At 53.3% G+C, this 18691-nt stretch carries 13 protein-coding genes, 1 pseudogene and 1 riboswitch; of the genes and pseudogenes, 10 read left to right on the top strand and 4 right to left on the bottom strand.

What is annotated here, in order from left to right; translation table 11 throughout:
- Positions 1–92: 92 nt before the first annotated feature.
- Positions 93–746: a 3,4-dihydroxy-2-butanone-4-phosphate synthase gene (ribB, locus tag ACIDEJ_RS11480; protein WP_411988206.1), complete on the bottom strand. Its 654-nt coding sequence runs from the start codon at positions 744–746 to the stop codon at positions 93–95.
- 113 nt (positions 747–859) lie between these two features.
- Positions 860–1038: riboswitch (FMN riboswitch) on the bottom strand.
- A gap of 197 nt (positions 1039–1235) precedes the next feature.
- Between ribB and ACIDEJ_RS11475 the strand changes: the two genes are divergently transcribed.
- From ACIDEJ_RS11475 to ACIDEJ_RS11450, 6 genes and pseudogenes are all read left to right on the top strand, one after another.
- Complete coding sequence (locus ACIDEJ_RS11475) at positions 1236–3371, top strand: S9 family peptidase (RefSeq protein WP_411988205.1); 2136 nt, start codon at positions 1236–1238, stop codon at positions 3369–3371.
- An 8-nt stretch (positions 3372–3379) separates the two neighbouring features.
- Positions 3380–3649 (top strand): annotated as a pseudogene (locus tag ACIDEJ_RS11470) (GIY-YIG nuclease family protein); the annotation flags it as partial.
- Between the two features lie 431 nt (positions 3650–4080).
- Positions 4081–4734 (top strand): TorF family putative porin, encoded by a 654-nt coding sequence (locus tag ACIDEJ_RS11465; RefSeq protein ID WP_411988204.1) that lies wholly within the window; start codon positions 4081–4083, stop codon positions 4732–4734.
- A 324-nt stretch (positions 4735–5058) separates the two neighbouring features.
- Complete coding sequence (nrfD, locus tag ACIDEJ_RS11460) at positions 5059–5955, top strand: NrfD/PsrC family molybdoenzyme membrane anchor subunit (RefSeq protein ID WP_411988203.1); 897 nt, start codon at positions 5059–5061, stop codon at positions 5953–5955.
- A 9-nt stretch (positions 5956–5964) separates the two neighbouring features.
- A complete protein-coding gene (gene dsrO / locus ACIDEJ_RS11455; RefSeq protein ID WP_411988202.1) occupies positions 5965–6681 on the top strand; it encodes a sulfate reduction electron transfer complex DsrMKJOP subunit DsrO in 717 nt (238 codons plus the stop codon).
- 4 nt (positions 6682–6685) lie between these two features.
- Positions 6686–9760: a molybdopterin-dependent oxidoreductase gene (locus ACIDEJ_RS11450; protein WP_411988201.1), complete on the top strand. Its 3075-nt coding sequence runs from the start codon at positions 6686–6688 to the stop codon at positions 9758–9760.
- Between the two features lie 93 nt (positions 9761–9853).
- Here ACIDEJ_RS11450 and ACIDEJ_RS11445 read toward each other — a convergent pair whose 3' ends face one another.
- The 3 genes from ACIDEJ_RS11445 to hslR all read right to left on the bottom strand — a co-directional run bounded on the left by ACIDEJ_RS11445 (position 9854) and on the right by hslR (position 12557).
- The gene (locus ACIDEJ_RS11445) at positions 9854–10834 is read right to left on the bottom strand and encodes a LysR family transcriptional regulator (RefSeq protein ID WP_411988200.1); all 981 of its coding nucleotides are present in this window, start codon (positions 10832–10834) and stop codon (positions 9854–9856) included.
- Between the two features lie 455 nt (positions 10835–11289).
- Positions 11290–12150, bottom strand: a complete 861-nt coding sequence (hslO, locus tag ACIDEJ_RS11440) for an Hsp33 family molecular chaperone HslO (RefSeq protein ID WP_411988199.1) — start codon at positions 12148–12150, stop codon at positions 11290–11292.
- Positions 12151–12164: 14 nt separating this feature from the next.
- Positions 12165–12557 carry a ribosome-associated heat shock protein Hsp15 gene (gene hslR, locus ACIDEJ_RS11435; protein ID WP_411988198.1) on the bottom strand — a complete coding sequence of 131 codons (393 nt, stop codon included), beginning with the start codon at positions 12555–12557 and terminating at the stop codon, positions 12165–12167.
- 272 nt (positions 12558–12829) lie between these two features.
- Between hslR and gspC the strand changes: the two genes are divergently transcribed.
- Genes gspC through gspF form a run of 4 tightly spaced genes read left to right on the top strand, consistent with a single transcriptional unit; the run spans position 12830 to position 18677 of the window.
- Positions 12830–13738, top strand: coding sequence for a type II secretion system protein GspC (gene gspC, locus ACIDEJ_RS11430; RefSeq protein ID WP_411988197.1), 909 nt, complete (start codon positions 12830–12832; stop codon positions 13736–13738).
- A gap of 24 nt (positions 13739–13762) precedes the next feature.
- On the top strand, positions 13763–15892 hold the full coding sequence (gene gspD, locus ACIDEJ_RS11425) for a type II secretion system secretin GspD (protein WP_411988196.1): 2130 nt from the start codon (positions 13763–13765) through the stop codon (positions 15890–15892).
- Positions 15885–17450 carry a type II secretion system ATPase GspE gene (gene gspE / locus ACIDEJ_RS11420; protein ID WP_411988195.1) on the top strand — a complete coding sequence of 522 codons (1566 nt, stop codon included), beginning with the start codon at positions 15885–15887 and terminating at the stop codon, positions 17448–17450. Before gspD ends, gspE begins: the two co-directional genes overlap by 8 nt.
- Positions 17451–17453: 3 nt before the next feature.
- A complete protein-coding gene (gspF, locus tag ACIDEJ_RS11415; RefSeq protein WP_411988194.1) occupies positions 17454–18677 on the top strand; it encodes a type II secretion system inner membrane protein GspF in 1224 nt (407 codons plus the stop codon).
- Positions 18678–18691: the final 14 nt, after the last annotated feature.

Here is an 18691-nt window from a genome sequence, read left to right as displayed (position 1 = left end):
ATTTTACCGGGAATTTAAACAATAACAGTGAACTGTGTCGCCAACAAAAAAGCAGCCAAGGCTGCTTTTTTCATTGTGTGCCAACCGCAGGTTTACCCCGCGTTGGCCAGCAGCGACTGGCGGTAACCGGCGATGTCCTCAATGGTGAGTACCGGCATCTGATGCTCTGCGCCAAAGCGGATGATTTGTGGCAGGCGTGCCATGGTGCCATCCGGATTGGTGACTTCGCACAATACCCCGGCGTGCTTGAGTCCTGCCAGCTTCATCAAATCAATGGTGGCCTCGGTGTGACCGCGACGGCTGAATACGCCGCCAGGCTGGGCCCGCAGCGGATAGACATGGCCGGGACGCACCAAGTGCTCGGCTTTGGCATCATCGGCAATGGCGGCCTTGATGGTGGTCACCCGATCAGCGGCAGACACGCCGGTGGTCACGCCGTCACGGGCTTCAATGCTCACGGTAAACGGTGTGCCGTACTGGCTGGTATTGGTGGTCACCATGGGCGGCAAATCCAGCGCCTTGACCCTCTCGTCGGTTAAACACAGGCAAACAATGCCGCTGCCTTCGCGGATCAGCAGCGCCATCTGTTGGGCGGTGAGGCTTTCGGCGGCAAAAATCATGTCGCCTTCATTTTCCCGGTCTTCATCATCCACCACCAATACGCCCAAACCGGCGCGCAGGTGCTCAAGCGCGGTTTCCACCCGTTCTTTGGGCGTGCCAAAGGGGCTTAACAATGACTGATTCATGGTAAAAGTCCTTAAATTACAACGTGAATTTTCCAGAATCAGGGCAAGAAAGAAATGGCTCTGCCACTGCAATGCAGTGACGGACGCCTGAAAGACAGACTGAATGGCAGTTGTCATATTCTCTTTCATCCGGACTGAGCCAGTCACACTGGCAACACCGTCGGCTCTGGAATGATCACGGCAAGTGATGTCACCAGATCTGCTGACCCTGACAGGATGTCAGGCGCTCGCGGGCTTTCGCTGTGGGCGATTTACCGCCGGTGGGGAATTGCACCCCGCCCTGAGAATACCTCCCGATTTTCATCGGGCATCTGGCAGCATGCGCCCCGTGGGCATAAATAACAAGACGGCAGGTCACATTTCTTGGGCAGCACTTGCGGTGGTCACGCTTGCCGGTCACTATAGTATTGGGGCCCGTAGTATTGGGGCCCGTGGGGTTGGCCATGAGACGCCGCCTGGTTTTCGCGGTAGCATAATAGGGAAAGGCTCATGAACAGACTGTTGATATCTCTTGGATTGGCAGGCACGGCACTTTTTATGTGCGGATGCGAAAGTATGACACAACAAACCGAAATCACGGCGCCGGTGGCCGCCAAAGTTCCCCATGAAATGACTCTGCACGGGGTGACCCGGGTCGACAATTATTACTGGCTGCGGGATGACAGCCGCAGCAATCCACAGGTGTTGGCGCATCTGCATCGGGAAAACGCCTATACCGAGGCGCAGCTTGGGCCTTTCAAGCCATTGCAGCAGCAACTGTTTAAAGAGCTCACCGCCAGAATGACGGCGGATGACAGCTCGGTGCCTTATCGTTGGCACCGCCATTGGTATTCCCGCCAGTATCGCCCCCATCAGGAGTATCCTGTGCTGGTGCGCAGCAGCACCCAGAAAGGGCCGGCAATGGTGTTGCTGGATGTGAACCAGCGGGCGGCCGGCCATGAGTTTTACAGCCTGGGTGATACCAGCATCAGCCCGGATGAATCCGTGCTGGCCTTTGCCGAAGACACCTTAAGTCGCCGCATTTATACCGTGCATTTCAAGGATCTCAATAGCGGTCAGTTGCTGCCAGACACCTTGACCAATGTGGATGGTGCCATGGTGTGGAGCAACGATGGCCGCTACGTGTTTTACATTGCCAAAGACCCGCAAACCCTGCTGGGGGATCGGGTATTCCGTCATAAGCTGGGTACGCCACAAACGGCAGACGTGCTGGTATACCGGGAGCAGGATGATTCCTACTATCTGGACCTTGGCAAAACCCTGGATGAAACCCACATCGTATTGACCCACGAAAACACCACCACCAGCGAAGTGTCGTTGCTGGATGCCAACGCCCCATTGGGCACGTTTCTGCCGGTGCTGGCACGGCAGGAAGGCATGGAGTACAGCGTGGCCAAACGGGGCAATGAACTGTATATCCTGACCAACTGGCAGGCGCAAAACTTCCGGTTGATGAAAGTGGACATCGCCAAAGCCGGCAATCAGGCGCTGTGGCAGCAGGTGATCCCCCATGATGCCGATGTATTGCTGGAAGACTTTTTGCTGCTGGATGATTTTCTGGTACTGCAGACCCGGGAGATGGGGTTGAGCCATATCCGCATTTATCCCGACAGCGACCCCAGCCGCGGTTACGACTTGCCTTTTGATGATCCCGCCTATGTGGTGGGGCTGGATGCCAATCCCTCTCAGCACAGCCGTGAACTGCGGGTGTATTACTCCAGCCCGTCCACCCCGGAAACCATTTATCAGTACCAGCTGGATTTCCCAGGGCGTCGCACCCTGCTCAAGCAAGACAAGGTACTGGGCGGGTTTGCGGCTGATAACTACCGTACCGAACGGCTGCGGATCACCGCCCGGGACGGCACGCCGGTACCGGTCACCCTGGTGTATCGCAAAGACAAGTTCAGCCGTAACGGCAGCAATCCGCTGTATGTCTACGGCTATGGTGCCTATGGCGCGGTGATTGAACCCGAGTTCCGGGATGACATCATCAGCTTGCTCGACCGTGGCGTGGTGTATGCCATTGCCCATGTGCGAGGCGGTGAAATGCTGGGACGGCGCTGGTACGAAGCGGGTAAATTGCTGCACAAGCAAAACAGTTTCAACGATTTTGTGGACGTGACCCGGGGATTGCTGGCAGAAAAATATGGCGCGCCAGGCAAAGTGGTGGCCGCCGGGCGCAGTGCCGGTGGGTTGCTGATGGGCGCGGTCCTCAATCAGGCCCCCGAGCTGTATCTGGCCGTGGCCGCCCATGTGCCGTTTGTGGATGTGGTCACCACCATGCTGGATGAATCGATTCCGCTGACCACCAATGAGTACGATGAATGGGGCGACCCCCGGCAAAAAGCCTATTTTGACTACATGCTCGGCTATTCTCCCTATGACAATGTAAAGCATCAGGATTATCCCCACCTTTTGGTGACCAGTGGTTTGCATGACTCCCAGGTGCAGTATTTCGAGCCGGCCAAGTGGGTGGCCAAGTTGCGTGACTATAAAACCGATAAGCACCTGTTACTGCTGCACACCGATATGGCTGCCGGGCACGGCGGCAAAAGCGGACGCTACAGCAGCTATGAGGATACTGCGCTGGAATATGCGTTCCTGTTGGGGTTATTGGGCTACTGATGCACCGCTGGTCGCTGTATATCATCCGTTGCCGCAATGGTGAGTTATATACCGGGGTGAGCACCGATGTGGCTCGCCGTTTTGCCGAACACCAAGGTGGCAGTCGTGGCGCCAAATACCTGCGAGGGCGGGGGCCTTTGCAACTGGTGTATCAGGAAACGGTGGGCAACCGCAGCCAGGCACTGAAGCGGGAAGTGCAGGTTAAAAAGCTGACACGACAGCAAAAACTGGCATTGGTGGGTGAAGCTGCAGGGTTGATTGCCGATGAATGCCAATAGGATTTGATTAATGGCCCAAATAATAACCCGCAGCCCATTATGTAATGTGCTGTGGGTTATTTTTATGGGGAATAATCCCGTGTTTCATTATTTAAAATAATGACGAATAAATAATATTTGGTTATTATGTAATTATGCGTTCAGGCTGTTTTGTCTCTTTTTGATATATACTCAAAAACTGCCCTTTAGTATTTAGATTAAAAAATGAGCGTTGTGCAAAACCCGCAAATTAAAAAATGCATTTCCCGAAAATTGCAATAAAAGTCACTATTCACAAAAGCATAAATACCCCAGATCCACTGTGAGAAATATCACATCTGTAGCTAATCCTCGTGGTTACAATGCGCTCGTGAGGCAATCCTCTCCAAATATATTGGGGACATAAATAAAAATGGCTATTGCCAATAATAACTATAGACGAGGAGAAAATAATGCGAGTTATGCATTTAACACCTTTGTGCGCTTTATTGCTTGCCGTGCCGAGCTATGCCAATGATTTTAGTGTGAGTGGCAATGCATTATTGGTAAATGACTACCTTTGGCGTGGGATGACCCTGAGTCTTGAAGACCCTTCAATTCAGGGCAGCGTTACGCTGGAACATGACAGTGGCGCATTTGCCGGGATCAGTGCTGAAAGCTATCGTTATCGCGATGATGACGGCGACCGCGTGAATGACTACGAACTGGATTACTATGCTGGCTATTATCATGATATTAATGATGATTTTGCCATTCAGGCTGACGTTAACGTTTATACCTATGGCGATGCGAGCCACAACACCGAATGGGGCCTGACCGGTTTTTACGGTGATAGCCGCGCTTCCGTGTATTACGACCAGGACATCAAGTCTTGGTATGGCCAGGCAGAACATGATTACGCACTGGCTGATGACCTGAGCTTGACCATGCACGTGGGTTACTATTTTGATGATGACGGCGCTTTTGGTTATGAAGATGACAATTTTTATGACCTGGCAGCAACCGTTACCTGGGCCGTACATGAACATGTAAATTTAATGGCCGGTGGCACTTACCATGAATTTGATCATGGTTACGCATTGGTGGGTGTTGAAGTCACTTTCTAAGATGAGTATGAAAAACCAAATGAATAATATGATTATCAATAAAGCCGACAGGTTAAATGTTGCATCTCATATTATGAATCGGTTTTGCATGGATTCATTTTTCAACCAGTAAAATTGAGAAAGCAAAATAGCAAATAAAATAGCTAATCAAAATAGTGATAAAAGCCATTTTTAATTTGTTGTGGACCAATATTATCCAATAGCTTGTGTTGCCTGTTAAAAATATTCGCATGGGCTATTGGGTAGTGTCTTCATGATGATTATTTAACAAATAAAATGGTGTCGTTCACTGGTTAGGTTTTGCTTTTTAATAAGGGTAAAAGCATGAGTGAAATTCATTGGGGCATACTGGTTGCCGCCTATCTGTTTTTTGCCGGTGCCGGAGCGGGTGCGCTATTCATCAGCGGCCTGTTAACCGTTACCGGTAAGATTGCCGAACAAGGGCAACTCAAATTATCGCGCTATAGCGCACTGGCGGGCACCGTGATGCTGATTGTGGGCACCGCGATGATTGCCTTTGACCTGACCACTTTCCAGTATGGCCTGAGCCATATGGACGTCGACAAGTTAATTCGCGCCTTCAGGCTGTTCATGACCTTCCAGCCCAGCTCCATGATGAGCATCGGTACTTGGCTGCTCACCTTCATGATTATCCTGTCAGTGTTGTACTGCGCATCGTTTTATCTGTCCAAAAAGGCCGGAAAACCCAACAGTGCATTGGCCGTTATCAACATGGTGCTGGCCGTTTGCGTGGCCGCTTACACCGCACTGCTGATTGGTGACATCTCCCATAACATCGTGTGGTCAAACAGTATTCTGGTCATCATTTTCCTGTTGTCGGCATTGTCCAGCGGGGTGGGTTTGGTACTGATTATCCGTACCGCCATTCGTCTGGGTGATGAGCAACACCGCTTTGCCAAGGCCGATACCGTGTTGTTGGTGCTGGAGCTGCTGGCACTGCTGATTTTCGCCTACTCCGTACGTAACGTCAGCCTGGTTAACGGATTTGACAACCTGCTGGGCCTTGCCACCGCTGCTGGCGCTTTCTGGTGGGGTGGTGCCGTGTTACTGGGGTTGGTGCTGCCACTGCTAATCAATCTGGTCGCTATCAAGGGTCACCTGCAGCTGCACTGCACGGTGGAATATTTCATCGCACTGCTTACGCTCATCGGCGCCTTCTGCCTGCGCTACTCAGTGCTGCTGGCCGGTCAGTATTATTAGGAGTCGATTATGTTAGATAGAAGAAAGATGCTGAAGGTTCTGGCTGGTGGTGCGGTAGGCGCAGCCTCAATCTCTTTTGTATCCGCTGCCGGCGCCATCAGTAATATCCGCGCCAAGGGTGGCAAACACCTGGCCATGCTGGTGGACTTGCGTCGTTGTAACGGTTGCAAGGCCTGTGTGGTTTCCTGCGGTAACGAAAACGGCAACCGGCCGGATGAGCACCGCACTGAAGTGTATCAGGCGGTGGCCGAGCGTGAAGGCAAGCCTTTTGTGCTGAACCTGCCATTGCTGTGCAACAACTGTGAAAAACCGTCCTGCGTCAAGGTGTGCCCTACCGGTGCAACTTTCAAACGGGCTGAAGACGGCATTGTGGTTGTGGACTCCACCTTGTGCGTGGGCTGTAACTACTGCATTCAGGCCTGTCCGTACAGCGCGGTGCGTTTTACCAATTCCAATACCGGCACTGTTGATAAGTGCAATTTCTGTATCCACCGCACCTCCCGCGGGCTGTTACCCGCCTGCGTGGAAACCTGCACCGGTGGCGCCAGGATTTTTGGCGATATCAATGACAAAAACAGTGAAATTGCCAAGCTCATCGAGAAGGAAAATCCACTGGTACTGCAGTCGGGTAAACATACCGAACCCAATGTGTTTTATATCGGGTTGACTCAGGAAGAAAGCAACACCGCTTTCAGTTTGAAATTCCCTCAAGAGTGGCAGAGGTAACATTATGGATCGTAGACAATTTCTTAAAGCAAGTTCGCTGGCCGCACTTGCAGGTGCCGGTCCAGCCAAGGCTGAAACAAGCAAAGTGCCGACACTGGACGATAAAGACATTGATAAATATGCCCCAACGTCCATCAAGCCCGATTACTATTTTGATGAAAACAAGCAGTTGATCCGCAACCCGAAACAGCGTTTTGCCTTTTCCAAATGCTATGGCTGCTTCAACGTGTGCGGTGCCCGTGTCAGTATTGATAACGAGACCGATAAAGTGGTGCGGGTTATCGGTAACCCCTATTCACTGACCAGCAATGCCGGTCAGCCGTTTGCCCTGGACGTGTCCCCCAAAGACGCCATGTATCGCTTGTCTGGCACTGAAGAGTACAGCCAGACCAACCGGGCAACCCTGTGTGGCCGTGGCAATGCGGTGATTGATGCCTTCAATGACAAGCACCGGGTGACCTCCTGCCTGAAACGGGTGGGCAAACGTGGTGAAAACCAATGGAAAACCATCTCTTACGAGCAGCTGCTCAAAGAAGTCACTGAAGGTGGCGACCTATTTGGTGAGGGCCATGTGGACGGTCTGCAGGCCATTTACAGCAATCCGGCGCTGGCCAATGCGGCTTACCCGGATTTTGGTAAAGTCAAAAACCAGCTGTTTGTGTCCACCTCTTCCGAACAGGGCATTCGTACCGACTTCATGGCGCGGTTTGTTCATCACGCCTGGGGCACCCCCAATATCGGGACCAAAGACTCCTACTGCGGTCACCAACAGGTGGCAGGCTGCGCCTTGGGCTGTTTTGATGCCGTGGATGAAATGGCGTTGCCCACCACCGATTATGATGAATGTGAATTTGCCATTTTCATCGGTACCAACCCGGGGCTGAGCGGCCTGAGCCTGAACTCCGGCTCCCGCCGGCTGGCCACTGCCCGTGCCGATCGTCCTGATTTCAAATATGTGGTGATTGACCCTATTCTGCGGGCGCTGACCTCTGAAACCGATGCCCAAAACAGCGAATGGATCCCCATGCGCGCCGGTGGTGACACCGCGCTGATGTTTGCCATGTTGCAGTACGTGATTAACCATCAGCGTTATCACGCTACTTACTTGCAGGCACCCAGCCAGGCCTGCGCCGACAAGCATGGCGAAGTGAACTACACCAACGCCACCTATCTGGTGGTGACAGATGCCAAACATCCGCTGTATCGCCAGTTCCTTACCGCCGAAGCCTGCGGCTTGGGCACTGCCGACGTGAAAATGGTGATTAACGCCGAAGACGGCAAACCGGTCACCAGCGACAGCGAATCACTGGCAGAACTCTTCTATGAAGGGCCGGTTACCCTGGCCGATGGCCAGCAGGTACAGGTGGAAACCGCTTTCTCTTTGCTGAAAAAACGGGTTAACCAGCAACCCATGGCGGTTTATAGCGCCCGTTGCGGTATTCCGGTGGAAAGAATTGAAGCGCTGGCCACGGAATTTACCTCCCATGGTCGCCGGGTTTCCATTGAAACCAATACCGGCTGTAACGCCTCCGATGGCGGCCAGTTCGCCTTTGCCTTGATCATGCTGGCCACCATGGTGGGTGCCCATAATGCCAAAGGCGGCATGCACCACATGAGCGGTTGCGGTTTTGCGGTGATGTACGACATCTTTGACGGCCCGTTGTATAACCTCAATGATTTTGAGCAGGCCGAGCCTGAAGGCTTTAACGCCGAGCGTTCTGGCAACTATGAAGAAAGTGACGAATACCGCCAGAAAGTGGCCAAGGGGATTGACCCTTATCCGTCCAACCAGCCCTGGAACAACACCATTGTGCAGGAAAACAGCGGCGAAATGCTGGTGGCCCATGCCAATGCCAACCCGTTCCAGTTCAAAGCCTGGATCAACTGGTCTACCAACCCCATCTATAACTGTTCAGGCCTTGGGGATCAGGTGATTGACGCCATTAAGGATCCTAAACAGCTGGGGCTGATCATCGGCATTGACCCTTACATCAACGAAACCAACGTTTACGCCGACTATCTGGTGCCAGACTCACTGCAGTACGAGCAGTGGGCACTGTCCAGAATGTGGGGCAGTGAATATATCGGCGATGTGGCCTGTGTACCGGTTGTTGAGCCAAGAACTGCCAAAACCCAGGAAGGCCACCATGTGAACATGGAGCAGTTCCTGATTGACGTAAGTAAAAAACTGCAGCTGCCGGGCTTTGGCGACAACGCCTTCAAAGACGTGAACGGCAACAGCTATGCCGTTAATGTGCCTGAAGATTTTTACGTGCCCCTGTTTGCCAACGTGGCACACACAGGTGAAGTGCTGCCAGCGCCCACAGCGGAAGATATCGAGTTGACCAGTGTGGATAGGGTGCTGCCGGTATTCAAACAGCGCCTGAAACCCCAAGAGCTGGATGCCACCCTGTTCATGTTGACCCGTGGGGGCCGTTACGAGCGTCTGGAACAACGCTATGAGGGAGAATTCCTCAATCCGGCCATCCGCATGGATACCCAATTCCAGCTATACAACGAATCCCTGGCCCGGATTAAAGATTCCTACACCGGCCAGTATCTGGATGGTCAGCCCATCTATGATGTGGACCGTTTCTGGGATGGTTCTGCGGTGAGGGAACACTGGAACAACAAGGATTATCCCTTTGTGTTCTCCACCTTTAAGTCGCACTTGCGTAGTCCGTATTCTGCGGTATTGCCAAGAATTACCGCGCTTGGCGAAGCCAACTTTATCCAGATGCATGAAGATGACGCCCGTCGCTATCAGCTGCAATCCGGTGATAAAGCGCAGCTTCTGTCGCCTAAAGGCACCACCATCGAAGGTGTGGTTCAGGCAGACAAAACCGTGGCCAAAGGCACCATTGTGGTGTGTACCGGTTATGGTCATACCCAGTTCGGGGCTCAGGCCGTGACCGTGGACGGTAAGGAAATTCCGGGGGTTGCCAGCCGTGGTGAAGGGATTGCGGTGAACACCTTTAACGTGGTTGACCCAACCCGCAAGGGCGCCAGCCTGTATCGTGACCGCACCTTTGGCTCCACTGCCCGTCACGGGGTACCGGTAGCCATCAAGAAAATCTAATCACTCGCCAATGTCTTCTCCGGGCAGGGATGTCCGGATGAGGCATTTTTTTCCAACCGTCTGTTCTCCCCAGACGGTTTTTTTATATCACGTTTATTGTGCTTGCTTGGTAAGCATCTCCACACCGCTGTACCACTCGTCCTGGATCCCTTCAAACAACTGGGTTTTCAGCCATTGGTGCAAAGGCGAGCTGTTAATTTCGGAATACACCAGATAGTTACCGGGGGTGCGCCCAACCTGAATGAAACTCAGCAGTTTTTCACTGAACTCCCGGGACAGGCGCGTGACCTGGATCCCCGGTACTCCGGTAAAATATTCACAGGTAAAGGCATTGCAGGTCATGGAGATGCAGTTGGTATCAAGAATATGCCGCCCAAGGGAGGCGATATTATCCGTGGCGCCAATCACATCAATATCTTTCCCTTCCGATAATGCCAGTTGCTTTATTAATGGAGAATCCAAATCATTAAAATTATCAAGGCAGATATATTTGCATTTAATAATATCGTCAACAGCCAGCGGGGTTTCCAAAACCGGATGGTTGTTCCGGGAAAGAAGATATATGTCTTCGGTGGGAGAGATCATCTCGCCCCTTATTTTATCCCCGCCGAAATTTTCATAAATCACCGCAAAATCGATATCGCCGTTTTCCAGGGCCCGGCTGCAGTTGGCGGCTAGGGTTCTCACCTCAAAAGTGACGTCCGGCACCTGGGTGGCAATCCGTTCAAAAATGACTTTGTTGATGGTGTAAGTGAATTCATCATAGGCATAAATGCGAAAATGCCCGGTGGATGCCGCTGGCGAGAACATGGTGTAGCTGGTGCGCAAATTATCGTATTTGCTTAAAATATCACGCACATAGGGGAGCATTTTGGTGGCTTTGTCGGTGAGGACGAAACCGTAGGCACGGCGGATGAACAGGGTGTCCTGAAAGATGTCCCGCAAGAGGGCCAACTGGCGGCTGATGGCGGAAACGCTCATCGACAGCTCGTTGGAGACCAAACCGGCATTCTTATGGCGACACATGGATTCATACACAACCAGCGAGGTATAGTTCAGTTTTTCAAACTTCATAAAGGCCCCAATGAAATACCCAAAGGCAAGGTTGTTAATTAAACAGGATAAAATGTTTTTTGTTATTTAGAATCCCGAACTTCATGTATTGCATCTGAATCTGTTAAATAGTGTTATGTCAGTTTGCTTCCTTGCAAAAACGGAATAATAAAAACCTGGTTTTCTATTTTTGAAAAACGTCAAAAATCCATCATCCAGCGAAAAATTAACATATCTTGCAAATGATTTATAGATATTTATTACACCTTTAGAAAGTTTAATTTTACGTCCATTTTTGGTTAAGAATATCAGCATTATCTATATATCTTTATTAATAAAATAATCATCATCGACCGCATTTTGCTGCAGCCATAACGGCACGAAAAGCCAAGCCATGCCCGGTGTTTTTTGGCGGTTACACCGGTACTGATGACGTACAAAAAAGCCGGCTTAACGCCGGCTCGGGTGCCTGTTCATCATTGTGGCCGTTCTGGCGCGTCGGTCATGTTGAATATGCTTTCTATATCAATGGCATCAAAGTGATAGTGTTGATTGCAATATTCACAGTCCATTTCCACGGCACCACGTTCGGCGATGATGCTGTCAATCTCCTGCTTGTCGATGGTGCGAATGGCAGCGGCGCAGCGCGCTTTTGAACAGGTGCAGCGAAAGCTCACCGCTACCGGTTCAAACAGCCGGACATCTTCCTGATGATACAGGCGGTGCAGTACCTCTTCTGCCGGTAAGCGATAGAGCTCGTTGGCAGTGATGGTGGCGGTCAACTGCATCAAATGTTCGAACGGCTCGTTTTCAGCCTGTTCGCTGGGCAGCACCTGTAGCAGCATGCCGGCGGCTTGCTGGCCATTGGCAAATAACCAGATGCCGGTGGGAAGCTGCTCTGATTGGGCAAAATAGCCCTCAAGGCACTGGGCCAGAGTGGCCTTGTCCAATGCCACAACCCCTTGATAGCGCTCACCTTCCTGGGGTGTCACGGTAATGACCATATGGCCGTTTGGCAGCAGTTCGCTCAAGGTGGCGTCATCGGCAATTTCGCCCTGCCAGCGGGCAACGCCCCGTAATTGCTGCTGATTGGTGCCGTTGATGACCGCCAGCGACACCGGCCCCTGGCTTTGCAGCTGCACGCTGATGTCGCCATCGAATTTCAAGGTGGCAGTCAGCAGGGAGGTGGCTGCCAGCAGTTCTCCCAGCAGGCGTTGCAGCCGGGGCGGATAAGCGTGGGTACCCAGTACCTGCCGGTAGCTTTGCTGTAACTGCACCATTTCGCCACGGACGTCGGCGTTGTCAAACAGATAACGATGAAGTAGATCTTGGTTCATGCTGGTTCTCGCAATCAGGATTCTTTAAATCGGATGAGCTGGCGCCGCTGCTTTTTGTCCGGCTTACCTTCCGGGGCCGGGTTGAGCAGAATGTTCAGGCGCCGTGCTTCGGCGTTTGCCTGCCGTTTTTGCATGCTCTGGGCCGTTTCTTCATACAGCGTTTGGGCAACTGCGGCACTTTGGCGTACGCCGGAAATTTTTTTTATTAGGATCTCTTTCTCGTCATATCCCTGACGTAATCTGAGCCGCGCGCCCACTTCGGCAATTTTGCTGGATTTGGCGCGTTGCCCGTTATAGTGCACTTTGCCGCTGTTGATCATCTCTTTGGCCAGCGCCCGGGTTTTGTAAAAACGGGCGGCCCATAGCCATTTATCCAGCCGGACAGCCTCTTCACTGTGGTGTTCCACGCTGTTGCTGCTCCTGTATTGCAGATGAACCGGGACAAGTTCACATAGTTGTTAATAACCGCGACGTTACAGGCGTAAACCGGTTATAAAGAGTGGGGCGCATCACACCCTTTTTAGGCGCGAAAAGGTAGCATAATTCGGCTGTTTTAGCCAATCTTGAGCGGGGTACGCTCTTGTCGCTATCCAAGCACTAGGTTAGCATGGCGACTACTTTTATTAGTAAATCAGATAATAATATCAAAACAGTGCCTGACTAAGAGGCCCGGGAAAATATGGATTCTCTGGACAAGATTATTGCGAAGGTGGCAACCATACCGTCAAAACCGGTCAGTAATGCGGTGTTCTGGTTGTTGCTGTTGTTGGTACTGTATCTGGCCGCACAACTTACCTGGAAGCTGATCCCCTCTGCCAGCCCACCACTGCACTGGCAGCCATCGGCGGTGAGCGAGGCGCCATCCCAAACACTGGATTTGTCGGCCATCAAGGGCTTGGCCCTGTTTGGCAAAACCGATGCCGCCCCCAAGACCGCCCCGACCGCGGCAGCGGAACTCATTACCGATGCCCCCAAAACCTCACTTTCCATCCTGCTGACCGGCGTGGTGGCCTCTACTGCCGAGCAGCGCGGGCTGGCGGTGATTGCCTCCCAGGGCAGCCAGGAAACCTACAGCCCCGGTGACCGCATCAAGGGCACTTCTGCCTCGTTAAAAGAGGTCTATGCTGATCGCATCATCATCACCAATGCCGGGCGTTATGAAACACTGATGCTGGATGGCCTGGAATTTACCACCACCAACGCGGCCAACGCCCAGTTGCAGCAGGCACGTTCTGAAACGCCACTAAAGGTGGACCGGCGTGACGAGGCATTAGGGGAAGACATTCAGGCTTCCCGGGACGAGCTGTTGGCCGATCCCAGCAAATTGAGCGATTTTCTGGTGATATCACCGGTACAACAAGAGGGTGAGTTAACCGGTTACAGGATAAATCCGGGACGCAATCCGGAGCTGTTTCAAAAAGCGGGCTTCAAGCCCAACGATTTGGCAAAAGCCATTAACGGATACGATTTAACACAAATGAGCCAGGCGCTTGACGTGATGGCTCAGCTACCGGATTTGACCGAAATTTCAGTGACCGTCGAACGGGAAGGTCAACTGGTGGAACTTATGTTTAGTTTGCCGCAGTAACGCAGGTTTAGGGGAAATTGAATAATGAATAACAAGCGGATTCGAACCAAACTGATTGCGGGACTGGTGGCATCAGTGGCCTTTTTCAGTCAGCCAAGTGTTTGGGCAGAACAATATGCGGCCAATTTCAAGGGCACGGATATTCAGGAATTTATCAACATTGTGGGTAAAAACCTGAATAAAACCATCATTGTTGACCCTACCGTGCGTGGCAAGATTAACGTGCGCAGCTACGACATGCTCAATGACCAGCAGTACTATCAATTCTTTCAGAATGTGCTGCAGGTTTACGGGTATGCCGTGGTGGAAATGGATAACAATGTCATCAAGGTGGTGAAAGACAAAGACGCCAAGGTTTCCTCCATCCGGTTGGCAAGCGACAAGACCCCGGGACTGGGGGATGAAATGGTCACCCGCATCGTGGCGTTGTATAACACCGAGGCCAAACAGCTGGCACCGCTTCTGCGGCAGCTTAACGACAACGCCGGTGGCGGTAACGTGGTCAATTACGATCCCTCCAACGTGCTGATGATCACCGGGCGTGCCGCCGTTGTGAATAAACTGGTGGACATCGTCAAGCAGGTGGACAAGCAGGGAGACGTGGACAGCCAGGTGGTACAGCTGAAATACGCTTCTGCCGGTGAAATCGTGCGGATTATTGACAATCTGTACCGCACCAGCGCCAACCAGGCACAAATGCCCGGCCAAGCGCCCAAAGTGGTGGCTGATGAACGCACCAATGCGGTGGTGGTCAGTGGCGATCAGCGCAGCCGTGAGCGGGCCGTGGAGCTGATTTCCCGTCTTGATGCCGAGCAGGCGACCACCGGCAACACCAAGGTGCGTTACCTCAAGTACGCCAAGGCTGCCGACTTGGTGGAAGTGCTTAACGGCTTTGCCCAGAAACTGGAAGCCAAAGACGGCGCTACCGCACCAGCAGCGGCAAGTGCCAACAAACGCAACAAATCCATTACCATCATGGCGCATGAAGAAACCAACGCCTTGGTGATAAGTGCCGAGCCGGATCAGATGCGCACGCTGGAAAGCGTGATTAACCAGCTGGACATCCGCCGGGCGCAGGTACTGGTAGAAGCCATCATTGTGGAAATCTCCGAAGGTGACAGCATTGGCCTCGGGATCCAGATGGGCTCGCTGTCCGGCGGCATGACCCAGTTCAACAACATGGGCTCCACCCTGGCCGAAATTGGCGCCGGTGTCTGGAATGCCCGCACCATCAAGGGTTCAACCACCACCACCGCCACCAGCACCGGCGTGGTGACTACCACCACCCCGGATACCGATGGGGATATTTCTACCCTGGCCAGCGCCCTTAGCAAGGTCAACGGTGTGGCTTGGGGCGTGGTGTCCGGCGACTTTGGCGCCTTGATCCAGGCCGTGGCCTCCGATACCAACTCCAACGTGCTGGCAACTCCCTCCATCACCACCATGGACAACCAGGAAGCCTCCTTTATTGTGGGGGATGAAGTGCCGGTGATCACCGGCTCGCAAAGCTCGCAAAACGGCAACAGCAATCCCTTTACCACCGTGGAGCGCAAAGAGGTGGGGGTTAAGCTCAAAGTGGTGCCGCAAATCAACGAAGGCAATGCGGTCAAACTCACCATCGAACAGGAAGTCTCCGGCATCAACGGTAATACCAGTGTGGACGTTACCTTTGCCACCCGTCGCTTGACCACCACCGTTATGGCGGATTCCGGTCAAATCGTGGTACTGGGCGGCCTTATCAATGAAGAGACACAGGAAAGCGTGCAGAAGGTCCCCTTGCTGGGCGACATTCCGGTATTGGGGCAACTGTTCCGCTCCAGCAACAGCAAAAAAACCAAACGTAACCTGATGGTGTTTATCAAACCCACCATCGTGCGCGACGGGATCACCATGGAAGGCATCGCCGGTCGCAAGTACAACTACTTCAGAGCGTTGCAGCTGGAGCAGCAGCAACGCGGCATTAACCTGATGCCCAATACCCAGGTGCCCGTGATGGAAGAGCTGAAACCCGGTGAACAGCTCCCCCCTGAGGTCAACGACATTCTTGAGCGTTACAAAAATGGCCAGGGGCTGGCCACTCCCAAGCGTGAATCCGAACCAGCCTTAAGCGCCATCAATGGTAACCATCAACAAGACGGCAGTGATCATGAGTGAGATTGAAACGCCAACAGAAGAACTGCTGCAGGCATCCAATGAGTTGGGGCTTGCAACGGAGGCCGACAGCGATGAACTGTTTCATTCTGCCAGCAGCGAGCGCTTGCCCTTCGCTTTTGCCCATCGCCAAGGCGTGGTGCTCAGCAAAGAGGGTGAGCAGCTGGTGCTGTATTACACCGCACGGGCCGCCATGTCGGCGTTGCTGGAGGCCCGGCGTTACGCTGCCTGCGACTTGCCACTGATAAAAGTGGACGATGCCACTTTTGAAAACCATCTGACCCAAACCTACCAGAGCGATTCATCAGAGGCCCAGCAACTGATGGAAGACATTGGCAATGAGATGGACCTGTTCACCCTGGCAGAAGAGCTGCCGCAGACAGAAGATCTGCTGGAAGGGGATGACGACGCCCCCATCATTCGGCTGATTAACGCCATGCTCTCGGAAGCCATCAAGGAAGAAGCATCGGACATTCACATCGAAACCTACGAAAAACAGCTGGTGGTGCGTTTTCGCATAGACGGCGTGCTGCGGGAGGTGCTGCGGCCCAACCGCAAACTGTCATCCTTGCTGGTGTCTCGTATCAAGGTCATGGCGCGGCTGGATATCGCCGAAAAGCGGGTACCGCAAGATGGCCGCATCTCCTTGCGCATCGGCGGCCGGGCGGTGGATGTGCGTGTATCCACCATGCCCTCCAGTCACGGCGAGCGGGTCGTGTTGCGTTTGCTGGACAAAAACGCCGGCAATCTGGATTTGGTGCAGCTTGGCATGACCGAAGAAATTCGGGTGCAATTTGAAGAGCTTATCCGCAAACCCCACGGCATCATTCTGGTGACCGGTCCCACAGGCTCCGGTAAAAGCACCACGCTTTATGCCGGGCTGACCGACATCAACCATAAAGACATCAATATCCTTACCGTGGAAGATCCCATCGAGTATGAGATTGAGGGCATCGGCCAGACCCAGGTGAATAACAAGGTGGATATGACCTTCGCCCGTGGGCTTCGCGCCATTTTGCGTCAGGACCCGGACGTGGTGATGATTGGTGAAATCCGCGATCTGGAAACCGCCCAAATTGCCGTGCAGGCATCCCTTACCGGGCACTTGGTGCTGTCCACCTTGCATACCAACACCGCATCGGGTGCCATTACCCGCTTGCAGGATATGGGCGTGGAGCCGTTTTTGGTGTCATCCAGCTTGCTGGGGGTACTGGCACAGCGGCTGGTACGGACACTGTGCGATGATTGCAAAGAACCGCACCTGCCCAGCAAACAGGAGCGGGAACTGCTGGGGCTTGGCAAAAAGGACGATACGCCCATTTATCGGGCCAAGGGCTGTAAAGCTTGCGGTTTCAACGGTTATAAAGGCCGTACCGGTATTCACGAACTACTGCCGGTGGACGATAAAATCCGTGAGCTTATTCACGGCGGTCACGGCGAGCTGGCCATTGAAAAATATGCCCGTGAGTTCACCCCCAGCATCCGCCACGACGGCATGCAGAAAGTACTGGCCGGGATCACCACACTGGAAGAAGTGCTGCGTGTGACCCGCGAGGAGTAATCCATGGCGGCATTTGACTATAAAGCCCTTAACCCGGCGGGCAAGCAGGTCAAAGGGGTGATTGAGGCCGACACGCCAAGGCATGCCCGCAGTCAGTTGCGCGAGCAGCAACTGATGCCGCTGGAGCTGACCCCGGTGACCGAAAAGGAATCCCGGGTGGCCAAGGCGGCCTGGTTCAGCCGGCGCCAGCGCATTTCCGTGTCGGAGCTGGCCCTGATCACCCGCCAGCTGGCAACCTTGATTGCCGCCGGCTTGCCCGTGGAAGAAGCCTTGAAAGCCGTGGCCCAGCAGTGCGAGAAAAACCGTCTGGCCTCCATGGTCATGGCCGTGCGCTCCCGGGTGGTGGAAGGCTACTCCCTGGCGGACTCCATGGCAGAATTTCCCCATGTATTTGACGACTTGTACCGCGCCATGGTGGCCTCCGGTGAAAAATCCGGTCATCTGGAAGTGGTCTTGAACCGCCTGGCGGATTACACCGAAAGACGCCAGCAACTGAAAAACAAGCTTACCCAGGCGCTGATTTACCCCTCGGTACTGACACTGGTGGCCATTGCGGTCATCTCCATCCTGCTGACGGCGGTGGTGCCAAAAGTGGTGGTGCAGTTTCAGCATATGGGGCAGGAGCTGCCTGCCACCACCCGGGCATTAATCAGCACTTCCGATTTCCTTACCGATTACGGCTTGCTGTTACTGGGGTTGCTGCTGGCACTGCTGGTGATTGGCAAACGGCTGCTGCAAAAAGCGGACATCCGCATGAAATACCACAGCCTGTTGCTGCGGTTGCCCGTGGTGGGTAAAGTCAGCAAAGGGCTCAATACCGCCCGTTTTGCCCGCACATTGAGCATCCTCAGCGCCAGCTCCGTGCCCTTGCTGGAAGGGATGCGCATTGCCAGTGACGTCATGCAAAACATGCGGGTAAAGGAAGCGGTTACCGAAGCCACTGCCCGGGTGCGTGAAGGCACCAGTTTGGGGGCGGCGCTGACCAATACCAAACTTTTCCCGCCCATGATGCTCTACATGATTGCCTCCGGTGAAAAAAGCGGTGAGCTGGAGCAGATGCTGGAGCGCGCCGCTGATAACCAGGACCGGGAATTTGAATCCAATGTCAATATCGCCCTGGGCATTTTTGAGCCGGCACTGGTGGTCAGCATGGCCGTGATAGTGCTGTTTATCGTCATGGCTATTTTGCAGCCGATTTTGGCACTCAACAACATGATCAGTGGCTAAGGCGACTGCTCTTT

Source organism: Shewanella mytili (assembly GCF_046765975.1).
Lineage (GTDB): Bacteria > Pseudomonadota > Gammaproteobacteria > Enterobacterales > Shewanellaceae > Shewanella > Shewanella mytili.
This window is presented reverse-complemented; position numbering and strand designations above follow the sequence as displayed.